The organism is Sphingomonas oligophenolica (genome assembly GCF_039522915.1).
Taxonomy (GTDB): domain Bacteria; phylum Pseudomonadota; class Alphaproteobacteria; order Sphingomonadales; family Sphingomonadaceae; genus Sphingomonas; species Sphingomonas oligophenolica.
Genome location: NZ_BAAAEH010000010.1, coordinates 1 through 19,988, shown reverse-complemented (window position 1 = coordinate 19,988; position 19,988 = coordinate 1). Strand labels below are relative to the sequence as shown.

The window sequence follows — 19,988 nt, the reverse complement described above, 5'->3', positions numbered from 1 at the left end:
CCTCAGCGCTGCCGCGCCGCCATGCGCGCGACCGCGACGAGGGCCGATTGGGCAAGCACCGTCCCCGCCGTCGCTGCGCTCATCACGCCGCGTTCGGCGAGGCGCGCGCGCTGGATCGCCTCGCTGATCTTCGGCGCCGACCAGGTACGCAGCGCCCGTCCGGTCGCGGCGCGCTCGCGGAAGAAGACTCGCTCGATCACCTGGCCCGGATTCGCGCCGGCATCGACCTCGGCGCGCAATTCAGCGAGAGTCATCAGCCGACGGACAAGCTGGCGCAGCACCGGGATCGGCGAAACGCCCGCCTCTTCCAGCCGGGCAAGCTCAGTGCCGAGCAGGTCGGGCCGACCGTCGATCGCCGCGTCGATCGCGCGGGCCATTTCCGAATCGCCGAGATCAGCGCCGATCGCATCGAGCGCCGCATCGTCGATCTCGCGCGGCCGCTCGGGCGCCGCGTCGAGATAGAGCGCCAGCTTTTCGAGCTCGCGGGTCATTACCGCGCGGTCGCCGCCGCTCGCGCTCGCCAACCGGGCGGCCGTGTCTCCGGTCGTGCGCAACCCCTGTTCGCGCGCAATGGCGACCGCGATCTTCTCGGCATCGCCGCCTTCGGGCACGTAACAGGCAAAGCTCATCGCGCGTGGCGCGCCGAGCGCGAGCTTGACCAGCTTGGAGGTCGATTTGAGCGTGGGCGCAATCGCCACCACCGGATTGCCGGCGCGCTCCGATTCGAGCAGCAGGGTGACCGCCTCGAGGCACTCCTCGCCCGCGCCGGCGATGCGGATATGCCGGGCGGTGCCGAACAGCGACATGGATGCTGCCTCGTCGGCAAGGCGCCCGGGATTGGCTTTCAGCAAGGCGGGCTCGAGATCGACCCGCTCCGCATCGGGGCCCATCGTCCGGGCCAGCCGCGCGGCGATCTCCTGAGCGCCCGATTCATCGGGGCCGTGGAGAAGATAGAGGCGGATATCGGGGCTCGCGGCGTCGATCGCGGCGCGAATCTGGTTGGCGTTCGCCTTCATCGGGGCGCCTTCACCCGAAAGCCCTAATTGGCCGGCGCTGCGGCCGTCCGCTGGGCATAGAGCGCGACGCGCGAGACGATCTGGTCGGCGACGATCCCCGACAGCCGCTCGAGCGCGGTATTCTCCGCCGCGATCGTCGCATATTCCGAATTGACCACGTCGATGCCGGCATCGGAGCCGGCGGTCGCATCGAGCAGGACGGAGCCATGGGCAAGCTCGATCAGCTGGAACCGCGCGCGGAGAGTTCGCCGCTCGCGCGAGACGCTGTCGTCGCGGCGTGCGCCCAGGCCGATGATCCGGTCGTCGAGCTTGACCTCGAGCCGGTAGAGCGGCGCGGCGCCGCCAGCGGCAAGCCGGTCGTTGAGGGCATTGGTCATCAGCCAGCCGGTCTTGCCCGCAATCGGCGCGACCTCGATGCGGGTCAGCGTCGTCGCGACGACGCCCGAGCTGCCGCCCGAATAGAGCGGGTGCAGCCCGCAACCGGCCAGCGCGAGCGCGAACAGCGGGGCAAGCCGCTTCATGCGACGAGATTCACGAGGCGATCGGGCACGACGATGACCTTTTTCGGGGCGGCACCGTCGAGAATGCGCTGCACATTCGCATTTGCCAAGGCGATCGCCTCGATTGCGTCGCGCGGCGTTCCCTTGGCGACCGTCACCGTGTCGCGCAGCTTGCCGTTGACCTGGATCGCGATCGTCACCTCGTCCTCGATCAGCAGAGCGGGATCGACCTCGGGCCAGGCGGCATCGGCGATCAGGCCCCCCTCCTTGGCCGAACCCTCGCCGGTCGCTGCCCAGGCCTCCTCGGCGAGATGCGGCGCCATCGGCGCGACGAGCAGCATCAGCGTGCGGATCGCAGCCGTACGCGAGGCGGAAGGCCCGGCGCGCTCGATCGCGTTGACCAGCTCGTAAAGCTTGGCGACTGCCTTGTTGAACGACAGTGCCTCGATATCGGCGGCGACGCCGGCGATGGTCTGGTGAGTCTTGCGATCGAGCGCCTTGTCGGTGCCCTCGCCCTGTTCGATGCCGTCGAACAGCCGCCAAAGCCGCTGGATGAAGCGCCAGCAGCCCTCGATGCCCGATTCGCTCCATTCGAGGTCACGTTCAGGCGGCGAATCGGAGAGCATGAACCAACGCACCGCATCGGCGCCATATTGGTCGACGATCGGTTCGGGATCGACGGTGTTTTTCTTGGTCTTCGACATCTTCTCGACCCGGCCGGCCGAAATCGTGTCGCCGCTTGCTTTCAGCGACGCGGTCTTGCCATCGAACACCACATCGTCCGGCGGATACCAGGTGATCCGCCCGGTCTCGGCGTCCTCACTGAAAAAACTCTGGTGAGTCACCATCCCCTGGGTGAACAGGCCCGCAAAGGGCTCGGCGATATCGATCTTGCCGATATGCTGGAGCGCCCGGGTCCAGAAGCGCGCGTAGAGAAGATGCAGGATCGCATGCTCGACCCCGCCGATATATTGAGCGACCGGCAGCCATTTCTCGGCGACCGCGCGGTCGAACGGCGCATTGCCGGGCTGGCTGGCGAAGCGAATGAAATACCAGGAGGAATCGACGAAAGTGTCGAGCGTATCGGTCTCGCGCCGCGCCGGCCCGCTGCAGCTCGGGCAATCGACATGCTTCCAGGTCGGGTGGCGATCGAGCGGGTTGCCGGGGATGTCGAAGCTGACATCCTCGGGCAGCACGACCGGCAGCTGCTCGCGCGGCACCGGCACCGCGCCGCAGGCGTCGCAATGGATGATCGGGATCGGCGTGCCCCAGTAACGCTGGCGCGAGACGCCCCAGTCGCGCAGGCGGAACACGGTCGCTCCCTTGCCCCAGCCCTCTTCCTCGGCGCGGCGGATCACGGTGCGCTTGGCGTCCTCGATATCGAGCCCATCGAGGAAGTGCGAGTTCACCAGGGTGCCCGGGCCGGTCCAGGCCTCGTCGCCGCGAAAGACGGGATCGGTCTCGTCGCCTTCGGAGACCACCCGGCGCACCGGCAGATCATATTTGCGCGCGAAATCCATGTCGCGCTGGTCGTGCGCCGGCACGCCGAACACAGCGCCAGTGCCATAGTCCATCAGCACGAAATTGGCGATGTAGAGCGGTAATTCGCCCAATGGATCAAAGGGATGCACCGCGCGAAGCCCGGTGTCGAAGCCGAGCTTCTCCTGGGTTTCGAGCTCGGCCGCGGTGGTACCGCCGCGCTTGCACAGCTCGATGAACTCGGCGGCTGCCGGATTCGCCGCGGCAACCGTGCGCGCGATCGGGTGATCGGCGGCGACCGCGACGAAGCTCGCCCCGAAGATCGTGTCGGGGCGGGTGGTGAAGACTTCGACCTCCCCGCCAGCGGAGAGCGCGAATCGAAATGTCAGGCCCTGGCTCTTGCCGATCCAGTTCTCCTGCATCAGCTTCACCTTTTCGGGCCAGTGCTCGAGCCCCTTAAGGCCTTCGAGCAGCTCGTCGGCGAAATCGGTGATCTTGAGGAACCACTGGCTGAGCTTGCGCCGCTCGACCAGGGCGCCCGAGCGCCAGCCGCGGCCATCGATCACCTGCTCATTGGCGAGCACGGTCATGTCGACCGGATCCCAGTTGACCGAGGATTCCTTGCGATAGACCAGGCCATTGGTGAACAGATCGAGAAACAGCGCCTGTTCGTGTCCGTAATAGTCGGGGTCGCAGGTCGCGAGCTCGCGGGTCCAGTCGAGCGCGAAGCCGAGACGCTTCAGCTGCGCCTTCATCGTCGCGATGTTGGCGCGGGTCCAGCCGCCGGGATGGACATGCTTTTCCATCGCCGCATTTTCGGCCGGCATGCCGAACGCGTCCCAGCCCATCGGGTGGAGCACTTCATGGCCCGTCATCCGGCGAAAGCGCGCCAGGACGTCGCCCATGGTGTAGTTGCGGACATGCCCCATGTGAATCCGCCCCGAAGGGTAGGGAAACATTTCGAGCACATAGGTACGGGGTTTGGGCGAATCGTCGCGCGCGGCAAAGGTGCGGCGCTCGTCCCACACCGCCTGCCATGCCGCGTCCGCCTTCAGCGCGTTGAAGCGGGACGCCATTGTTGCAGAAATCCTAGCTTGCGATAGCGGCACGGCGCAGATCGCGCGCCCGCGTCAGAATGATGTCCTCGAGCTTCTGGACAGTCGAAGCGGCAACCGGTGCGGCGACCCATTGCCCGCCCTGGTTGACCTCGCGCAGCGCAGCCACGCGGACGGCGTCGGCACGGAGATCCTGGTCGAGGATCGTCACCGTCACCTTCATCCGCTCGGTCGGCGCGCGGGGGTTCACATACCAGTCGGTGACGATCACGCCGCCGTTCGAATCGGTCTGGAGCAGCGGCATGAAGCTCAGCGTATCGAGGCTGGCGCGCCACAAATAACTGTTCACGCCGATCGTGGTGACCTTGGACGCAGCCAGATCCGCCTGCGGATGGCCGCCGCGGTGATGGCCGCAAGCGACGAGCGGGAGGGCGAGCGAAACCACGATCGCGGTGCGCAACGGGCGGATCATCGGCATTTTCCTGGACGGTTTCATGAAAGTCAGGGCATCTATAGATGGTCTCGCGTCCGCCGCAAGCGCGCCGGTCGGGCACCGTCTGTGTGCCATGGGCAACACTTGCGCAGAAAATGAGTCAAGACAGTGGCAGGCGGCGCTTGAATCGTGATAGGCGCGTTGTGAGATAAGACGTCGAATCCGACGCCAGAGGGGTTGCGAAGTGTTTTCAGGTCGTTTGCTGTCCGGAATCGGGGTTGGGGCGCTTGTCGCCGCCGGCTTCGCCATGGCGCCTGCGATCGGTGCACCCGGCGAATCGGCCCGTCTGGTGAAGCGCGCGCCTTCCAGCGTGTACGGAATCGGATCCTTCACCCCCGCCGCGGCCGACCCCCGGCTCGCGGCCGTGTTCGCGCGCAGCGGCCTCGATACCAGCAGCTTCCGTTTCACCCCGACCGATTCGCGCCGCGACGGTAGCCGCGCGGTGACGGTCGCCGTCCGTGCCCGTTCGTCGCGCACCGCGCTGGCGGCTGAGCGTGTCGGGTCGATCAATGACGGGTCGTCGTCGGTCGCGCTGGCGCCGATCGCCTATAATCTCGGCGTCGCGGTCGGCTGGCGCCGGTTCGCGCTCTCGGGCGATGTCTCGAAGGTGGATCTTGCCGGCGTGCCCGGCAGCCGCGAGGCAGTCGATGTCGGCGTGAGCTATTCGCTGAAGCGCTTTACCGGCCGGGTGAAGGCTATTGCCGACCGGCCGCTGGCCAATGCGCCCAAGCTGGTCGAGGAAGCACCTGCCTATTCGCTCGATGTCGGCGGCTCCTATCGACTGACCCGCAACCTCGATGTGACGGCGGGCGTGCGCTACAAGGCCGAGCGTGATCGGCTGGCGCAGCTGACCGATGATCGCCGGGACAGCCAGGCCGTCTATGTCGGGACTGCCTTCCGCTTCTGATCCGGCGCTAACTGATCGGGCGCCAGGCGTCGATCGCTGCCCAGCCATGAAAGCCAAGCCCGCGCAACCGCCCGAATCGGCGTGAGTCCATTCCGCCCAGGGCAATGGTCTTCAGCCCCAACCCGCGCGCGATCGCCGCGGCGCGCAGCGCCCCGAGCGATCGTGCGCCGGGATGCGAACGGGTCGGGTGAACAGGCGAGACGAAGACGATGTCGGCCCCGGCGCGCCTTGCGGTGACCGCCTGCGCGCGCGAATGGGCAGGCGAGGTGCGCAGCCCCGGATGGACGCGCGGGAGATCGCCATGCACCCCGGCCTCGCCGCGACCGAGGCGCTCGGGTCCCGCGCGCACCAGCACCAGCCGCTTGCGCCGCGCGATTCGCGCCACCTGCTCGAACAGCGCGCGTCGCTCGGCCCGATTCGTCGCGTGATGGCGAAAGACGATGCCGGCCCCGCGCGGCAGCACCTCGATCGCCGCCAGGAGCCCGTCGCCCATTCGCTCGTCAGTCATCAGCCATAATGTCGGGATCGCACGGCGGATGGGGTGGCGGTGGGGCACGGGCCTGCCTATAGCGCTGCCGATGCGGCCCGACGACCCCGAGACCCGACTTGCCGCCGTCAATGAGGCGATTGCCCGCGCCGCGCACCTTGCCGGCCGGAAAGCCGAGTCGGTAACCCTGATCGCTGTCTCGAAGACCAGGTCGGCCGAGGAAATCGCGCCGCTGCTCGCCGCCGGCCACCGCGCGTTCGGCGAGAATCGGGTCCAGGAAGCGCAGGCGAAATGGCCTGATCTTCGTGTTGCCTGGCCCGAGGCCCGGCTCCATCTCGTCGGCCAGCTCCAGTCGAACAAGGCTGAGGAAGCCGTCGCGCTGTTCGACGCGATTCATTCAGTCGACCGGTCCTCGCTGGTGACCGCGCTCGCCCGCGCGATGGAGCGGCACGATCAGCGCCCGACCTGTTTCCTCCAGGTCAACATCGGCGACGAGCCGCAAAAGGGCGGCTGCGCGATCGACGCCCTGCCCGGCCTGCTCGCCGAGGCACGCGATGCCGGCCTGCCGGTCGCCGGGCTGATGGCGGTGCCGCCGGCCGATGTGGAAGCAGCGCCCTATTTCGCGCTGCTGGCGAAACTCGCGCGTCAGCACGGCCTGGACGGGCTCAGCATGGGCATGTCGGGCGATTACGAGACGGCGGTGACGCTCGGTGCGACTCATGTCCGGGTCGGCACTGCGCTCTTCGGGGCGCGCGGATGAGGTTCGAGGGACTGATCTTCGATTTCGACGGCGTGCTGCTCGAAAGCGAATATGCCGGCAACAAGCAGATCGCCGAATATCTGACCGGAATCGGCCATCCGACCACGCCGGACCAGTCGATGGCCAATTTCATGGGCCTTGCCGGCGATGATTTCCTCGCCGCGCTCGAGCGCTGGATCGGGCGGCCGCTCCCTGAGGATTTCCACGTCGCACGCAAGGCCGAAGACGAGCGGGCGATGCGCGAGGGGCTCGAGGCGGTAGTGGGCGCGGTCGCCTTCGTCCGCAGCCTGCCGCCGTCCTTGCCGCGGGCGGTCGCCTCGTCGAGCTCGACTGCCTGGATCGAACGGCATCTCGAACATCTCGGGATACGCGACGCGTTCGGCGCGATGATCTTTTCGGGCCGCGAGCATGTGGTGCGCGGCAAGCCTGCGCCCGATCTCTACCTGCACGCCGCCGCGGCGCTGGGTCTCGATATCGCACGCACTGCGATCATCGAGGATTCGCCGGTCGGCGCTACGGGTGCTGTCGCCTCGGGCGGCCATGTCATCGGCTTTGTCGGCGGCAGCCATTGCGGGCCGGATCATGCCGATCGCCTGCGGGCGATCGGCGTGCAGGATATTGCCACCGGCTTCGACGAGGTCGCCCGGCTGATCGCGTAGAGGATGCCGGGCCGGTCCGACAGGGCGATCAGGCTAGAACTGGTGTCCCGTCCGGTCCCGCTTGGTCGCCAGATAGCGTTCGTTATACGGGTTCGACGGCAGCACATGCGGCACCCGCTCGACTACCTGAATCCCGGCCCGCTCGAGCTGCGCCACTTTTTCCGGGTTATTGGTCAGCAGCCGCACCGATCGCTGGCCGAGCAGTTCGAGCATCCGCGCCGCCACCGCGAAGTTGCGCGAATCGACCGCGAAGCCGAGCCGGGTATTGGCGTCGACCGTATCGAAGCCCTGGTCCTGCAGCGCATAGGCACGCAGCTTGTTGATCAGCCCGATGCCGCGCCCTTCCTGGCGGAGATAAAGCAGGATGCCCCAGCCGCTCGCCTCGATCGCCTCGACCGCGGCGTGGAGCTGCGGTCCGCAATCGCATTTCAGGCTGCCGAGCACGTCGCCGGTCAGGCATTCGCTGTGCAGCCGGACGAGCGGCGGCCGTCCGTTCGGCGCGCCGATCAGCAACGCGACATGCTCGCCCGGCATTTCAGGGGTGCGGAAGGCGACGATCTCGGTGTTTTCAGCCCCGAACACCGGTAGCCTGGCGCGGGTCGCGATCGTCAGCCGGGCGGCATCCTCATGTGCGTCGATATCGCCGGGCGTCAGAATCAGGTCGGCGTGCCCGCCGCTGCTTGCGAAAAAGGCGGGCAGCACGCCGCCCACCCGCGCCAGCCGCAACGCGGCGGCCGCGGCCGCGCCGGCCTCGATCGGAATCGCGCGAAATGGCCCCTTCATCGGCGTCTGCAGGTCGAACTGGGGATCGGCGAGCGCGGTCGCCGTCGCGAAATCGAGCCATGGCGCACGCTCGACCAGTACCGGCGAATCGGGCGCCGCGGCGTCGCGCTGATTGGCGAGCTTGAGGGTCGCGGCGCGGCCCGCGGAAAGCAGCACCGGCGCCGTGCCCGCGGGATCGAAGGCGGCAAGGCGTTCGGGATCGGCTGTCTCGATCGGCAGCAGCGCCAGCGTGCCGTCAGGTCCGGCGATCGCGATCGGCCAGCCCCGGCGCAGCGCATCAATCGCATTGGCGGTGCGGTGCGCGTCGGTCACACAGCGAACTCGGTCATGATCGGCACATGGTCAGACGGCTTGAGCCAGCTTCGGCAATCCTCGAAGACACGGTGCGAGACGGCGGTGCCGGCGATATCGCGGGTCGCCCACATATGGTCGAGCCGCCGGCCGCGATCGGAGGCAAGCCAGTCCTTGGCGCGGTAGCTCCACCAGGTGAACAACCGCTCCGGCGGCGGCACGAAATGCCGGCCGAGGTCGACCCAGTCGTTCGACGCCTTCAGCGCGTCGAGCGCGGCGACCTCGATCGGCGTGTGGCTGACCACATCGAGCAATTGCTTGTGGCTCCAGACGTCCGATTCGAGCGGCGCGATATTGAAATCGCCGACCAGGATCGTCGGGACCTTCAACCCTTCCGACCAGCGCGTCATCCGCTCGACGAAATCGAGCTTCTGGCCGAATTTCGGGTTCACGTCGCGGTTCGGAATATCACCGCCCGCCGGGACGTAGACATTCTCCAGCCGCATACCGTTATCGAGCCGCACCCCGACATGGCGCGCCTCGCGGTTCGCCTGCCAGTCGAACCGGTCGTCCTCGACCAGCGGCACGCGGCTGATGATCGCCACGCCGTGGTGCATGCGCTGGCCGTGGAGCACGATATGCTTGTAGCCGAGCGCGCGGAACGGCGCTGTCGGGAAATCCCCGTCGATCACCTTGGTTTCCTGCAGGCACAAGATGTCGGGAGACACCTCGCGCAGGAAGCGTTCGACGATCTCGATGCGGAAACGCACCGAATTGATGTTCCAGGAAACGATCTTGAGCCCGTCCGTCATCACGGCGATGTAGCCACCCACGCGGCGGTGCGCCAGAGCAGGCTTTGGCCGACTTGGACCTCTCCAGTTCGGTTCAGGTCGAGGCGAAAAGGGCGATTTCCGAGCATTGGAGCGCAGCGTACTTCAGTAGGTGAGCACCGAAGCGCAGGAAATAGCGCTTTGCAGCCCGGCATGGGCCGAACCGGAGAGGTCCAAGAGAAAGGCCCTCGCTCCGGGGGCATGGAGCGAGGGCCGACCTAGCGTTCGTCACGCAGGCGGGAAGTGGAGCCGTTCGGGCAACAGGGGGAAAATCCCGAGACCACCCCACATCCGCGAGGCCTTTCTAGGGTCGCGAACCTGTCGCCACTATGAACGAAATCTCAATTTTTGGGAGAATTGCGACGTGGGTCGTTCCAATTGAACGTCCTGTCGCTCACGGGCGCGTTGAACTGCTGATTCGACAGCCTGATCGTCGTGCGGTTGTTCTGCGAATCGAGCGCGACCCATCCCTGCAGCATCAGCCCGCCCGGTGCCGCTGCGTTGCGGATGAAGACGAGCGTGATGCGGCCATATTCGGGATGCTTCGGATCATAGGCCTCGACCGACAGGATCCGCGGATCGATGCCCGGCACGATCTTCGCGAATTTCGTCATGTCGCGGTAGGGGTTGAGCAGCACGGCAAGCGGTGAATTCCCGATCGGCCAGCGCTGCACCTGCTTCACCGAATAATCGATGAAGGTCAGCGCATGGCCGTCGCCGACGATCAGGATCGGTACGCCCTTTTCATATTGGAAGCGGATCTTGCCCGGCTTCTTGAGCGTCAGCACGCCGGTAAGCACCTTGCCGGCGCGGTCGGTCTGGCTGAACGCGGCGGTCATCGTCTCGACTGACCGGAGATGATGCTGGACCGCCGCCAGGTCGCCGGTGGCGGGCTGGGGCGCAGCGATGGCGATCACCGGCATGGCGAGCAGCGCCAGCACGCTGGGGATACGAAGATTCACGTCATTCTCCCGGGAAAGCCCTGCACAGTGAGGGAACAGGGTTGAACCCGTTCTGAACCAGTGACCCTATAGCGGGTTCCCGTCGCGATCGCGCAACACGTCGCGCCGCCCGACATGGTCGGGCCGGCTGACGATGCCGTCCTTCTCCATCCGCTCGATCAGCCGCGCCGCCGAATTATAGCCGACGCGGAGCTGGCGCTGCAGCCAGGAGGTCGATGCCTTCTGGCTTTCGACCACGAGCTGGATCGCCGAGCGATATTGCTGGTCCTCGGCCGAATCCTCGCCCATCGGCGCGCCGTCGAGCGCGAAGCCGTCCTCGGGCTCCTCGGTGACTGACTGGATATAGTCCGGCCGCCCCTGGCCGCGCCAGTGATCGGCGACAGCGCGCACTTCGTCGTCCGAGACGAACGGCCCGTGCACGCGGACGATCCCCTTGCCGCCGGGCATATAGAGCATGTCGCCCTTGCCGAGCAGCTGTTCGGCGCCCTGCTCGCCGAGAATGGTGCGCGAATCGATCTTCGAGGTGACGTGGAAGCTGATTCGCGTCGGCAGGTTCGCCTTGATCACGCCGGTGATGACGTCCACCGAGGGGCGCTGCGTCGCCATGATCAGGTGGATGCCGGCCGCGCGCGCCTTTTGCGCGAGCCGCTGGATCAGGAATTCGACTTCCTTGCCGGCGGTCATCATCAGGTCAGCCAGCTCGTCGACGATCACCACGATCTGCGGCAGCACCTGGAAGTCGAGCGTCTCCTCCTCATAGACCGGCTGGCCGGTCTCGGGATGATAGCCGGTCTGCACCCGGCGCCCGAGCGGCTGGCCCTTTTGCCGGGCGGCGCGGACCTTGTCGTTGAAGCTGGCGAGGCTGCGGACGCCCACCGACGACATCATCCGGTAGCGTTCCTCCATCTGTTCGACCGCCCATTTCAGCGCGCGCACCGCTTTCGCAGGATCAGTGACGACCGGCGAGAGGAGATGGGGGATGTCCTCATACATGCTCAGTTCGAGCATCTTGGGGTCGATCATGATCATCCGGCACTGGTCGGGCGTCAGCCGGTAGAGCAACGAGAGGATCATGCAGTTGAGTCCGACCGACTTGCCCGAGCCGGTCGTGCCCGCGACGAGCAGATGCGGCATCGGCGCGAGATCGGCGATGACGGGATCGCCCGCGATATTCTTGCCGAGGATAAGCGGCAGCGAGGCCGACTGGTCCTCGAAGCTCTGCGATCCGACCAGTTCGTGCAGCCCGACCGTCTCGCGCCGCGCATTGGGCAGTTCGATGCCGATCACCGTCCGCCCCGGAATCGTTGCGACGCGCGCCGAAATCGCCGACATGTTGCGGGCGATATCGTCGGCGAGCTGGATCACCCGGCTCGCCTTGATCCCGCTGGCCGGCTCGAGCTCGTACATGGTGACGACCGGACCCGGCCGCACCTCGACGATCGATCCCTTCACGTGGAAATCGTCGAGCACTGATTCGAGCAGCCGGGCATTGCGCTCGAGCGCGACCTTGTCGATCGGTCCGCCCGGTGCCGGCGGCGCCGGCTTGAGCAGGTCGAGCGGCGGCAGCCGGTAGTTGTCGCGCAGGTCGAGCGAAGCCTGCTTGGCGCGGGGTTTGGCGACCGAAGGGGCGATCGCACGATCGGAAATCACCGGGCCCGGCCGCGCGTCGGGAGTCGCCACTGCGCGCGGCGTCGGCTTGCGGGCGGGCTCGGGCGGCAGCACTTCCTGGTCGGGGGTACGCCGCTCAGCCTTGAGTGGCTTGGCCGCGACCGGCTTCGGGCGGCGTTGCCGGTCGCCCATGTCGATCACGAAGCTCGATGCCCAGATCGCCGCGCCGGCAAGGCCGGTGACGAAGGCGATGCCATGCGACGTCCACCAGATCGCGGTCGGATCGCCGATCAGGTCGATCGCCCAGCCGAGCAGATCAGCCAGCGCGATGCCGACCACGCCGCCATAGCCGGCGGGAAGGCCATGCACCGCCGCATGCGACAGGAGCGAGAAGGTCGTGCCGATCAGGATGACGCCGCCGATCGAAGCGGCGAGCATCAGCCGCCAGCGCCCGACCGGAATGTCGCGCCACAGCCGGGTCGCGATCATCAGCGCGACCGGCAGCAGGAAGGCGATCGCCGGCCCGAACAGCAGGAAGCAGATATCGGCGATCCACGCTCCCGGCGCGCCGAGCCAGTTTTCGGCCGGCCCGCCCGAGGCGGTGTTGAGCGAGGGGTCGCCCGAATGATAGGTGGCGAGCGCAATCAGCAGCAGCGCTGCGGCAATCACGATTGCGATCGCGCCGATCAGCGCCCCGCTCCGCGCCGCGCCTGCCCTTACGGTCTCGCGCCACAAGGGCGTATTCGCCCGGCTCGCCATTGTATCGATCCTCACGATGTTCGCTGTCTGTGCCGCGGAATCATCGCGCTTGCCGAGTCCGGCGTCAAGGCGGACGCATTGGCAGCCCGCCCGCCGCGCGCTAGAGCCGCATCATGGAGCAAGCAGACGTCATCATCCTCGGCGGCGGCCTGGTCGGCAGCGCGCTGGCCGTCGCGCTCGACGCGCATGGCCTGACTGCGATCGTCATCGATATCGCCGATCCGCATGTGATCCTCGCCGCCGGTTTCGACGGTCGCGCCTCGGCGATCGCCAGCGCGCCCTATCGGATGCTCGAGGCGATCGGCGTGGTTGAGCGGCTCGAAGGCGTTGGCTGCCCGATCCAGGGTATCAGGGTCAGCGATGGGCTCGAGCCGGGCGCGCTCGATTTCGAGCCCGATGCCGAGAGCGGCGCGCTCGGCTATATGTTCGAGAACCGCCGCCTCCGCGCCGCCTTGCTCGATGCGGCGAAAGCGGCGCCCGGTATCGACCTGCGGATGAAGACACGCGCGGTCGCGGTCGAGCGCGGCGCGCAGGGCGTGGCGGTGACGCTCGATTCGGGCGACACGATCCGCGCGCCGCTGCTGATCGCGGCTGAAGGCCGCAATTCCCCGACGCGCGAGGCAGCCGGCCTCAAGGTCGCGCGCTGGAGCTATGACCATGCCGCTTTGGTGACCTCGCTTCATCACGAGCGCAGCCACCGGAACATCGCCTATGAAATCTTCTATCCCAAGGGTCCGTTCGCGATCCTGCCGCTGAACGATGACGCCGCGGGGCATCGCTCGGCGATCGTCTGGTCGGTGCGCCGCGCCGAGGCGCCTGGGATGCTCAAGCTTTCCGATCGCGGTTTCCTTGCCGAGGCCGAGAAGAAGATGGGCGGCTTTCTCGGCCGGCTCGGCCCGCTCGGCGCCCGGTCGAGCTATCCGCTTGGCTTCCACCACGCGGCGACGATCACCGGCGAGCGGCTCGCGCTGGTCGGCGACGCGGCCCACGGCATCCACCCGATCGCCGGCCAGGGCGTCAATGTCGGCTTCCGCGATGTCGCAACCCTGGTCGAGGTACTGGTCGAGGGAAAGCGGCTCGGGCTCGATCCCGGCGATCCGCAACTGCTCGCCCGCTATGAGCGCTGGCGCAGCCTCGACACGCTGATGGTCGCGGCGGCAACCGACGGGCTGACCCGCTTGTTCGGCATCCCCGGCCGCACTGCGTCAGCGGTCCGCCGCTTCGGCCTGTCGGCTGTCCAGAAGCTGCCGCCGCTCAAGGACCGCTTCATGGCCGAGGCGCGCGGCGAATCGGGCGAAGTGCCGAAGCTGCTGCAGGGGCTGACTGTTTGATCGCGACCATTTTTGCGTAGCGGAGCGGCTGGTGAGCTGGGACATTCACATTTCCGACTTCCCGCAGGTCGAGTCGATCGCGGGCATTCCGGACGATTTCGCACCTGCGGCTCTCGGAAGCAGAGAATCACTGACTGACAAGATCGTCGAAATTTTCCCGTCTGCAGACTTTGGCGATCCATCTTGGGGGGTCATTGAGGGCGAGGGGTGGTCAATCGAGGTCAACATTGGTCGAGAGGCCGAGTGCGATAGCATCATGCTGCATGTTCGGGGTGGAGATGGTGCGATAGCGGCTGTTGCGGCGATCCTGAATCGTCTCCAGTTGAGAGCGATCGATCTTCAGTCGGGCGAATTTTTTGATTCACGCTCGGCATCGGAAAGCTTCGATTCCTGGCGTGCCTATCGCGATCAGGTTGTTGCGGGGTATGCAAAGACAGAGCCGGGCGCCAAGCGGCCCGGATTTTTTGCCGGGTTGTTCGGGAAAAAAGTCTAAGTCGGTCGTCCGACTTAGTGCACATCACTGAAGCGTCACCGATTCCTCGCCGTCGTGCCGGCCGAAAAACTGCATCAGTTGAATGATCAGCTCGGCCCGGTCCTCGATCCCGTTCGCCTCGAGCAAAGCCTGCTTCGCCGCCACATCGAACGGCGCGATCTGGGCGATGCCGTTGACCAGGGCTTCGTCGTCGAGCCGGTTCACTGCCTCCCAATCGACCGCATAGCCCTGCGCATCGGCGAAGCGCCGCGATTCCATCTCGAGCGAGGATCGGCGCGACAGCGAGAGGATTTCGGGCTCGTCGCGCACCGGCAGCAATTCGGCCTCGACCTGGCGGAACGCCGTGGTCACGTCGAGCTCGCGCAGGATTCGGAACAGCGCGACGCCCTCGAGCACGAGGTTGTAGCGCCCGTCCTCGCTCGTCTCGAACTCGGCGATTCGGCCGACACAGCCGATCTCGAACAGGCTCGGCTGCTCGTTCGGCGCGAGCGGCCCCGGGCGCGGCTGGATCATGCCGATCCGCCGGTCGCGTGCCATCGAATCGGACACCATCGCGCGGTAGCGCGGCTCGAAGATATGGAGCGGCAAATGCATGCCCGGAAAGAGCAGCGCGCCGGGCAGCGGAAAGATCGACAGCCTGGTCGTTTTGGGCGCTGCGATGTCCGGCGTGGCGGTCATCCGAACAGAATCGCCGAAAGTCGCCGTCGCTGCGCCGAGACCCAAGGGTCTTCCAGGCCGACGACATCGAACAGCTTCAACAGCTGCTGGCGTGCGGCGCCCTCGTTCCAGTCGCGATCGGCGGCGATGATGCCGAGCAGCGAATCGGCCGCGGCATCGCGGTCGCCCGCCGCCATCTGGCCGCCCGCCAGCTCGAAGCGCTTGTCGAGATTGTCCGGGTTTGCCGCGACCTCGGCGGCAAGGCCCGCAAGGTCGTCGACCGGCTTCGCGTCGCGCGCGAGTTCGAGCGCTGATTTCGCGCGTTCGATCTCGGGCAGCTTCGCCAGCTCCGCGGGCAGCGCGGCCAGCGCCGCATCCGCCTCGTCAGTCCGGTTCGCCGCAACCAGGGCCCGCACCCTGCCCGAAAGCACGGCGGGATGGTCGGGCGCCACCTCGGCGATCTGGTCAAAGACCGCCAGCGCTCGCTCGCCATCACCTTCGGCCAGGATTTCCTCGCCCATCGCGATCAGCGGCTCGATCTCGGCCTCCACCTCGGCCGCCTCGCCCGCAACCGGCAGCTGCTTCAGGATCTGGTCGAGCATTGCCTTCAGCTGCGATTCGGTCCGCGCGCTGGTCAGGTCGGCAACCAATTGTCCCTGGAACATCGCATAGACGGTCGGGATCGACTTGATCTGGAATTGCGCTGCGATGAACTGGTTCTTGTCGGTGTCGATCTTCGCCAGCACCACGCCCTTGTCGGCATAGTCGGCCGCGACCTTTTCGAGCACCGGCGACAGCGCCTTGCACGGCCCGCACCATTCAGCCCAGAAATCGATGATAACGAGCGCCTTCATCGATGGCTCGACGACGTCGCGGCGGAACGCCTCGACGGCGTCGCGTTCAGTTGCGGTCATTCCAAGGCTGGCCAAGTCTTGCTCCCAGGGTCATCAATCAGGTGTCGATGCCTTATGTGGGCGCTCGGCGCTTCAAGCCAACCCTTTTCGCAGGCGATACGTTTCGGGTTGGGCAGAGGGCGTTCAGGGGGGGTTGCCGGGTCGAAAGGCCAATGCTAGAGGCCGCCCCCTTACCCGCCCGGTCCACCCGACCGGCGCAGGCGCCAGAGCGGGCGTAGCTCAGGGGTAGAGCACAACCTTGCCAAGGTTGGGGTCGAGGGTTCGAATCCCTTCGCCCGCTCCAGTTTTCCAGCACATGTGATATTCGGCCTTCGGGCCAGCCTCACAATTTCGCGATGACCTCTTCGCCGACGCGCTCGGCATTGTCGCACCATTCGGCGCGGCTGTTGCCCTTTACCGAGACGGCGACCGTGGTCACGCCAAGCGCGCGGTACACGCCGATCCGGTCGAGGATTTCCTGGTTTGAAAGATCCTCGCCCGGCTTGTTGACGCCGCCCAGCACGATCTCGGGCAGGTCGCTGCGGCCGACCTGGGCCGCATAATCCTTCATGTAATCGATCCCGGCCTTCAGGTCCTCCTCGCCCGTCATCGCGGCGGTGCGCGCGGTGGTGGTGTTGGTCTCACCCGCGGTGAAGAAGGGATTCCAGCCGTCCGCCAGATCGACGACGCGGCGGATCGCCCGCTTCGCATTGCCGCCGACATAGATGGGCAGGCCCGGCTTTTGCGGCGATCCGGGGACGATCCGGTTGCCAAAGGCATTATAGCCGGAGCCCTCGAAGGTGAATTCCTCGCCGCTCGTCGCTGCGCGCAGGGCGCGGATATATTCGTCCATCAACTCGTTGCGCTGCTCGAAATCGACCCCCAGCGCCCGATACTCGCCCTTCAGATAGCCGGCACCGACGCTCAGCGTCACCCGGCCGCCGGCAAAGGAATCGAGCGTGGTGATCTCGCGCGCGACGATGAAGGGATTGCGATAGGGCAGCACCAGGATGCCGGTCTGCAGCCGGAGCGTCTTGGTGTGCGCGGCGAGCAGCGCCAGCATGACGAAGGGCCCCTGCGCATGATGGCCGCCCGAATCGAGCCAGCGCCCGGTCGGCACGGGATGATCGGTGACGAGGCCTGCATTGAACCCGGCCCGCTCGATCGTGGTGCCGATCTCGATGACTGCCTCCATCGTGCCGAATTCGGCCGGCAGATCGGCATGGTCGAACGGCAGGGGAACGTTGATCTTCACGGCGTTGCTTCCTCTCGCTATGCTTGGGCGCGCTGCGATGCTCGCGATACGCTAGCTGTTCACCTCGGCCAGAACCCATTTGCCGGCGCGGTCACGGACCCAGCCCGACGATGCCCAGCTCCCGCCATCGACCGGCAGCACGATGCCCGTCACATAGCTGCTCATCGCTGAGGCCAGGAACAGGGCCGCCTGCCCGCACTCCCGATCAGCGCCCGGCCGCAGCAGGGGGATGCGCCGCCTGGTCGCGTCCTCCATTTCAGGGGAGATGCTGATCCAGGTCGATTCGTCGACCGGCCCGCTGACATTGCCGCGCGTGCCCGGCGTTGTCGTGAAATCGGGCGCGATGACGTTCACGCGGATGCCGTGATCGGCCAGCTCGAGCGCCATGGTGCGGGTGTAATTGTTCATGCCCGCCTTGCAGGCTGCGTAGACGGCATAGCCCGGCGCGGCGCGCGATCCCTCGATGCTCGAGACGTTGATGATGCTGCCGCCCCGCCCGCCCGCGATCATCACCGGCACCGCGGCCGATGTCGCGGCGAACATGCTGATCAGGTTGAGGTCGATATGGCGCCGCCAGCTGGTCTCGCTCTGCGCGAGAAACGGCTTGCGGCTGACGCCGCCGGCATTGTTGACCAGAATGTCGATCCGGCCGAACCGCGCCCGTGCGGTCTCCACCATCGCGCTGACCTGGTCGGTCTTCGCCATGTCGGTGGGGATGGCGAGGCAGGCACGGCCCAGTTCGGCCACCCGCGCCTCCACTTCGGCGCAACGCTCCGGGATGATGTCGGCGACGACGATGTCGGCGCCCGCCCCGGCCAGGGCAAGGGCGATGGCGCGCCCGATCCCGCCGCCGCCGCCGGTAACGATCGCGACCTGATCATCGAGCTGACACATGCCTGGCGCCACGATCCTCCTCCACCTCCGGCCCTCAGGCTCCCGAACATTCTTTCGCTGCCATCGGCGCGCGCAAGTCAACGTCCGCCGCTTCCGCTTGGCGGTTCAGGGGATGATATCGGTGGGGCGATTGCCCGGCCGGCAATACTCGGTCAGCGTCTGTCGACGATCGCCTGGACCGATTCGGCGAGCCAATCCATCGTCACCCGCTGAATGGGCGCGACCGGGATGCGGCGGATATAGACCGAGAACCCGGTCATCAGCATGATGAGGTTCATCGCCCTGGCCTCGGCATCGGGTGGCCCGAGCCAGTCGGCAAGCCGGTCGAGGATATGGCCTTTGGTCACCCTTGCGGTGACCGCCGATGCTTCGGGGTCGCCAATCGACAGCACCATCATCGTGGTCAGACTGATATCGGCATTCGCCAGGGTCAGGTCCGCGAGGCGCGCGCCCGCCGTCGAGCGATCGCCCTCGAGCACGGTCGACTCGCCCACCGCTGCGATCAGGCTGGCTTCGAACAGGCCGAGTTTAGACCCGAAATGCTGGAATACGAGCGACGATGCGACATCGGCCTTGCGGGCAATGTCGCGAACGCCTGCTTGCGAATAGCCTAGTTCGGCGAAGGTCTCGATCGCCGCGGCGATGATTTTGGCCTTTGTCTTTGGCGTATTGCGCCGTTTCGGCTCCGATGCTGTCATAACGCCCGATAGCGTCACCGTTGACAGAGCTCAACTGACTCCATAGACCCATAACTGATCAATGGATCATATAAGGGGTTCGGGCAAAGCTCGCCTTTCGTCCCAGAGGCTGATCCTCAGAAAACAGCCCTGCGACACGGCAAGTCGATTCCTTTGGTGGCCGCGTTCGCACGATCGACAGACCGCCCCGGGCGGCAAGTCGTGCCGAACCAGGGAGGATGCGGATGGCAATGCACGCCCAGCGACACGGCGCCTTTGATCGGCTCGCCGGCGCACGCCTCCGGGCGCTCTCCGCGTCAATGATCCCGCTTCACCGACCCAATCGCGAAACGTCGGGCCCCTTTGCTGCAACAGCCGGCGCGCCCGGAATATCGCCGTCACGCCGCGGCCGATGGGTAACGACACGCCGAATTTCCAAGACGTGCAGTGAGGAAGAAAACGCCCCGGAGAGGGCTGAGTAAATCACGAACAAAAAGGGAGCGGAAAAATGTCCAAGTCATTCCATAGATACGCCATTCTTGCATCGACGATCCTGGCGTGCGGGGCCTGGGGTTCCGCCTTTGCGCAGGACAGGCCTGCGTCGGAAAACACTGCCCCCGACGATGTCATCGTCTCTGCCCGGCGTGTCGATGAACGGCTTCAGGACGTTCCGATCTCGATCACGGTTTTCAACCAGCAGCAATTGACCAGCCGCAACGTCGTGAACGCCCAGGATCTGGCGACCTATACGCCGTCGCTTTCGGCAAACGCCAATTTCGGCAATGAGAATACCACCTTTGCCCTGCGCGGCTTTGCTCAGGATATCGGCACGGCGCCGTCGGTCGGCGTCTATTTCGCTGATGTCGTCGCCCCGCGCGGCGCCTCCAATGGCCTGCCGGCCGGGGATGGCGTGCTGCCGGGCAGTTTTTTCGATCTGCAGAACGTCCAGGTCCTGAAAGGGCCGCAGGGCACGCTGTTTGGCCGCAACACGACGGGCGGCGCAGTGCTGCTGGTGCCGCAGCGACCGACCTACAAGCTCGAGGGCTATGTCGAGGGCTCCTACGGCAATTACGACATGCGCCGGGTCCAGGGCGTGCTCAACATTCCGCTTTCCGACACCTTCCGGGTCCGCATGGGCGTGGATCGCATGACGCGAGACGGTTATCTCAACAATATCAGCGGGGTCGGCCCGAAGGACT

At 66.4% G+C, this 19,988-nt stretch carries 20 protein-coding genes and 1 tRNA gene; 7 read left to right on the top strand and 14 right to left on the bottom strand.

All coding sequences use genetic code 11. From position 1 onward, the window contains the following. Positions 1–2: 2 nt before the first annotated feature. From holA to ABD050_RS06855, 4 genes are read right to left on the bottom strand one after another with little or no spacing between them, the layout of a single operon-like run. Positions 3–1,016, bottom strand: coding sequence for a DNA polymerase III subunit delta (gene holA / locus ABD050_RS06870; protein ID WP_343888513.1), 1,014 nt, complete (start codon positions 1,014–1,016; stop codon positions 3–5). Between the two features lie 23 nt (positions 1,017–1,039). Continuing rightward, positions 1,040–1,537 (bottom strand): LPS assembly lipoprotein LptE, encoded by a 498-nt coding sequence (lptE, locus tag ABD050_RS06865; protein WP_343888512.1) that lies wholly within the window; start codon positions 1,535–1,537, stop codon positions 1,040–1,042. Then, entirely contained in the window at positions 1,534–4,071 is a 2,538-nt protein-coding gene (gene leuS / locus ABD050_RS06860; protein WP_343888511.1) for a leucine--tRNA ligase, read from the bottom strand. Before leuS ends, lptE begins: the two co-directional genes overlap by 4 nt. A gap of 13 nt (positions 4,072–4,084) precedes the next feature. Continuing rightward, positions 4,085–4,522, bottom strand: coding sequence for a DUF3576 domain-containing protein (locus ABD050_RS06855; protein ID WP_343888510.1), 438 nt, complete (start codon positions 4,520–4,522; stop codon positions 4,085–4,087). A 268-nt stretch (positions 4,523–4,790) separates the two neighbouring features. On the opposite strand from ABD050_RS06855, the gene ABD050_RS06850 reads away from it, so the two are divergent. Next, entirely contained in the window at positions 4,791–5,450 is a 660-nt protein-coding gene (locus ABD050_RS06850) for a hypothetical protein (RefSeq protein ID WP_343888509.1), read from the top strand. Between the two features lie 7 nt (positions 5,451–5,457). On the opposite strand, the gene ABD050_RS06845 is transcribed toward ABD050_RS06850, so the two are convergent. After that, complete coding sequence (locus ABD050_RS06845; RefSeq protein ID WP_343888508.1) at positions 5,458–5,958, bottom strand: thiamine phosphate synthase; 501 nt, start codon at positions 5,956–5,958, stop codon at positions 5,458–5,460. Positions 5,959–6,028: 70 nt separating this feature from the next. On the opposite strand from ABD050_RS06845, the gene ABD050_RS06840 reads away from it, so the two are divergent. After that, entirely contained in the window at positions 6,029–6,697 is a 669-nt protein-coding gene (locus ABD050_RS06840) for a YggS family pyridoxal phosphate-dependent enzyme (RefSeq protein WP_343888507.1), read from the top strand. Then, the gene (locus tag ABD050_RS06835) at positions 6,694–7,356 is read left to right on the top strand and encodes an HAD family hydrolase (protein WP_343888506.1); all 663 of its coding nucleotides are present in this window, start codon (positions 6,694–6,696) and stop codon (positions 7,354–7,356) included. Before ABD050_RS06840 ends, ABD050_RS06835 begins: the two co-directional genes overlap by 4 nt. A 33-nt stretch (positions 7,357–7,389) precedes the next feature. Here the strand turns inward: ABD050_RS06835 and ribA are convergent, their stop codons facing one another. From ribA to ABD050_RS06815, 4 genes are all read right to left on the bottom strand, one after another. Then, entirely contained in the window at positions 7,390–8,451 is a 1,062-nt protein-coding gene (ribA, locus tag ABD050_RS06830; protein ID WP_343888505.1) for a GTP cyclohydrolase II, read from the bottom strand. After that, positions 8,448–9,242 carry an exodeoxyribonuclease III gene (locus ABD050_RS06825; protein WP_343888504.1) on the bottom strand — a complete coding sequence of 265 codons (795 nt, stop codon included), beginning with the start codon at positions 9,240–9,242 and terminating at the stop codon, positions 8,448–8,450. Before ABD050_RS06825 ends, ribA begins: the two co-directional genes overlap by 4 nt. Before the next feature lie 359 nt (positions 9,243–9,601). Beyond that, a complete protein-coding gene (locus tag ABD050_RS06820) occupies positions 9,602–10,183 on the bottom strand; it encodes a LolA family protein (protein ID WP_343888687.1) in 582 nt (193 codons plus the stop codon). A 105-nt stretch (positions 10,184–10,288) separates the two neighbouring features. Continuing rightward, complete coding sequence (locus ABD050_RS06815) at positions 10,289–12,589, bottom strand: DNA translocase FtsK (protein WP_343888503.1); 2,301 nt, start codon at positions 12,587–12,589, stop codon at positions 10,289–10,291. Between the two features lie 113 nt (positions 12,590–12,702). On the opposite strand from ABD050_RS06815, the gene ABD050_RS06810 reads away from it, so the two are divergent. Both ABD050_RS06810 and ABD050_RS06805 read left to right on the top strand, forming a co-directional pair. Continuing rightward, the gene (locus tag ABD050_RS06810) at positions 12,703–13,920 is read left to right on the top strand and encodes a UbiH/UbiF/VisC/COQ6 family ubiquinone biosynthesis hydroxylase (protein ID WP_343888502.1); all 1,218 of its coding nucleotides are present in this window, start codon (positions 12,703–12,705) and stop codon (positions 13,918–13,920) included. A gap of 31 nt (positions 13,921–13,951) precedes the next feature. Further along, positions 13,952–14,413: a hypothetical protein gene (locus tag ABD050_RS06805; RefSeq protein ID WP_343888501.1), complete on the top strand. Its 462-nt coding sequence runs from the start codon at positions 13,952–13,954 to the stop codon at positions 14,411–14,413. A 24-nt stretch (positions 14,414–14,437) separates the two neighbouring features. On the opposite strand, the gene ABD050_RS06800 is transcribed toward ABD050_RS06805, so the two are convergent. Both ABD050_RS06800 and ABD050_RS06795 read right to left on the bottom strand, forming a co-directional pair. Beyond that, on the bottom strand, positions 14,438–15,091 hold the full coding sequence (locus tag ABD050_RS06800) for an LON peptidase substrate-binding domain-containing protein (protein WP_343888500.1): 654 nt from the start codon (positions 15,089–15,091) through the stop codon (positions 14,438–14,440). Then, positions 15,088–15,984: a tetratricopeptide repeat protein gene (locus ABD050_RS06795; RefSeq protein ID WP_343888499.1), complete on the bottom strand. Its 897-nt coding sequence runs from the start codon at positions 15,982–15,984 to the stop codon at positions 15,088–15,090. Before ABD050_RS06795 ends, ABD050_RS06800 begins: the two co-directional genes overlap by 4 nt. Positions 15,985–16,192: 208 nt before the next feature. Here ABD050_RS06795 and ABD050_RS06790 point away from each other — a divergent pair. Next, a tRNA-Gly gene (locus ABD050_RS06790) sits at positions 16,193–16,267 on the top strand. A gap of 39 nt (positions 16,268–16,306) precedes the next feature. On the opposite strand, the gene ABD050_RS06785 is transcribed toward ABD050_RS06790, so the two are convergent. From ABD050_RS06785 to ABD050_RS06775, 3 genes are all read right to left on the bottom strand, one after another. Further along, positions 16,307–17,218 carry an LLM class F420-dependent oxidoreductase gene (locus tag ABD050_RS06785; protein ID WP_343888498.1) on the bottom strand — a complete coding sequence of 304 codons (912 nt, stop codon included), beginning with the start codon at positions 17,216–17,218 and terminating at the stop codon, positions 16,307–16,309. Between the two features lie 51 nt (positions 17,219–17,269). Next, positions 17,270–18,112, bottom strand: coding sequence for an SDR family NAD(P)-dependent oxidoreductase (locus ABD050_RS06780; protein WP_343888497.1), 843 nt, complete (start codon positions 18,110–18,112; stop codon positions 17,270–17,272). A 152-nt stretch (positions 18,113–18,264) separates the two neighbouring features. Then, the gene (locus tag ABD050_RS06775) at positions 18,265–18,810 is read right to left on the bottom strand and encodes a TetR/AcrR family transcriptional regulator (RefSeq protein ID WP_343888496.1); all 546 of its coding nucleotides are present in this window, start codon (positions 18,808–18,810) and stop codon (positions 18,265–18,267) included. Positions 18,811–19,297: 487 nt separating this feature from the next. On the opposite strand from ABD050_RS06775, the gene ABD050_RS06770 reads away from it, so the two are divergent. After that, positions 19,298–19,988 (top strand): TonB-dependent receptor plug domain-containing protein (locus ABD050_RS06770; protein ID WP_343888495.1); only part of this gene is annotated, 691 nt, incomplete at its 3' end.

Excerpts from the sequence above, each read along its gene's own strand:
- holA (WP_343888513.1), bottom strand. The coding sequence starts at position 1,016 with ATGAAGGCGAACGCCAACCAGATTCGCGCCGCGATCGACGCCGCGAGC.
- lptE (WP_343888512.1), bottom strand. The coding sequence starts at position 1,537 with ATGAAGCGGCTTGCCCCGCTGTTCGCGCTCGCGCTGGCCGGTTGCGGG.
- leuS (WP_343888511.1), bottom strand. The coding sequence starts at position 4,071 with ATGGCGTCCCGCTTCAACGCGCTGAAGGCGGACGCGGCATGGCAGGCG.
- ABD050_RS06855 (WP_343888510.1), bottom strand. The coding sequence starts at position 4,522 with ATGATCCGCCCGTTGCGCACCGCGATCGTGGTTTCGCTCGCCCTCCCG.
- ABD050_RS06850 (WP_343888509.1), top strand. The coding sequence starts at position 4,791 with ATGGCGCCTGCGATCGGTGCACCCGGCGAATCGGCCCGTCTGGTGAAG.
- ABD050_RS06845 (WP_343888508.1), bottom strand. The coding sequence starts at position 5,958 with ATGACTGACGAGCGAATGGGCGACGGGCTCCTGGCGGCGATCGAGGTG.
- ABD050_RS06840 (WP_343888507.1), top strand. The coding sequence starts at position 6,029 with ATGCGGCCCGACGACCCCGAGACCCGACTTGCCGCCGTCAATGAGGCG.
- ABD050_RS06835 (WP_343888506.1), top strand. The coding sequence starts at position 6,694 with ATGAGGTTCGAGGGACTGATCTTCGATTTCGACGGCGTGCTGCTCGAA.
- ABD050_RS06825 (WP_343888504.1), bottom strand. The coding sequence starts at position 9,242 with ATGACGGACGGGCTCAAGATCGTTTCCTGGAACATCAATTCGGTGCGT.
- ABD050_RS06820 (WP_343888687.1), bottom strand. The coding sequence starts at position 10,183 with ATGCCGGTGATCGCCATCGCTGCGCCCCAGCCCGCCACCGGCGACCTG.
- ABD050_RS06815 (WP_343888503.1), bottom strand. The coding sequence starts at position 12,589 with ATGGCGAGCCGGGCGAATACGCCCTTGTGGCGCGAGACCGTAAGGGCA.
- ABD050_RS06810 (WP_343888502.1), top strand. The coding sequence starts at position 12,703 with ATGGAGCAAGCAGACGTCATCATCCTCGGCGGCGGCCTGGTCGGCAGC.
- ABD050_RS06800 (WP_343888500.1), bottom strand. The coding sequence starts at position 15,091 with ATGACCGCCACGCCGGACATCGCAGCGCCCAAAACGACCAGGCTGTCG.
- ABD050_RS06795 (WP_343888499.1), bottom strand. The coding sequence starts at position 15,984 with ATGACCGCAACTGAACGCGACGCCGTCGAGGCGTTCCGCCGCGACGTC.
- ABD050_RS06780 (WP_343888497.1), bottom strand. The coding sequence starts at position 18,112 with ATGTGTCAGCTCGATGATCAGGTCGCGATCGTTACCGGCGGCGGCGGC.
- ABD050_RS06775 (WP_343888496.1), bottom strand. The coding sequence starts at position 18,810 with ATGACAGCATCGGAGCCGAAACGGCGCAATACGCCAAAGACAAAGGCC.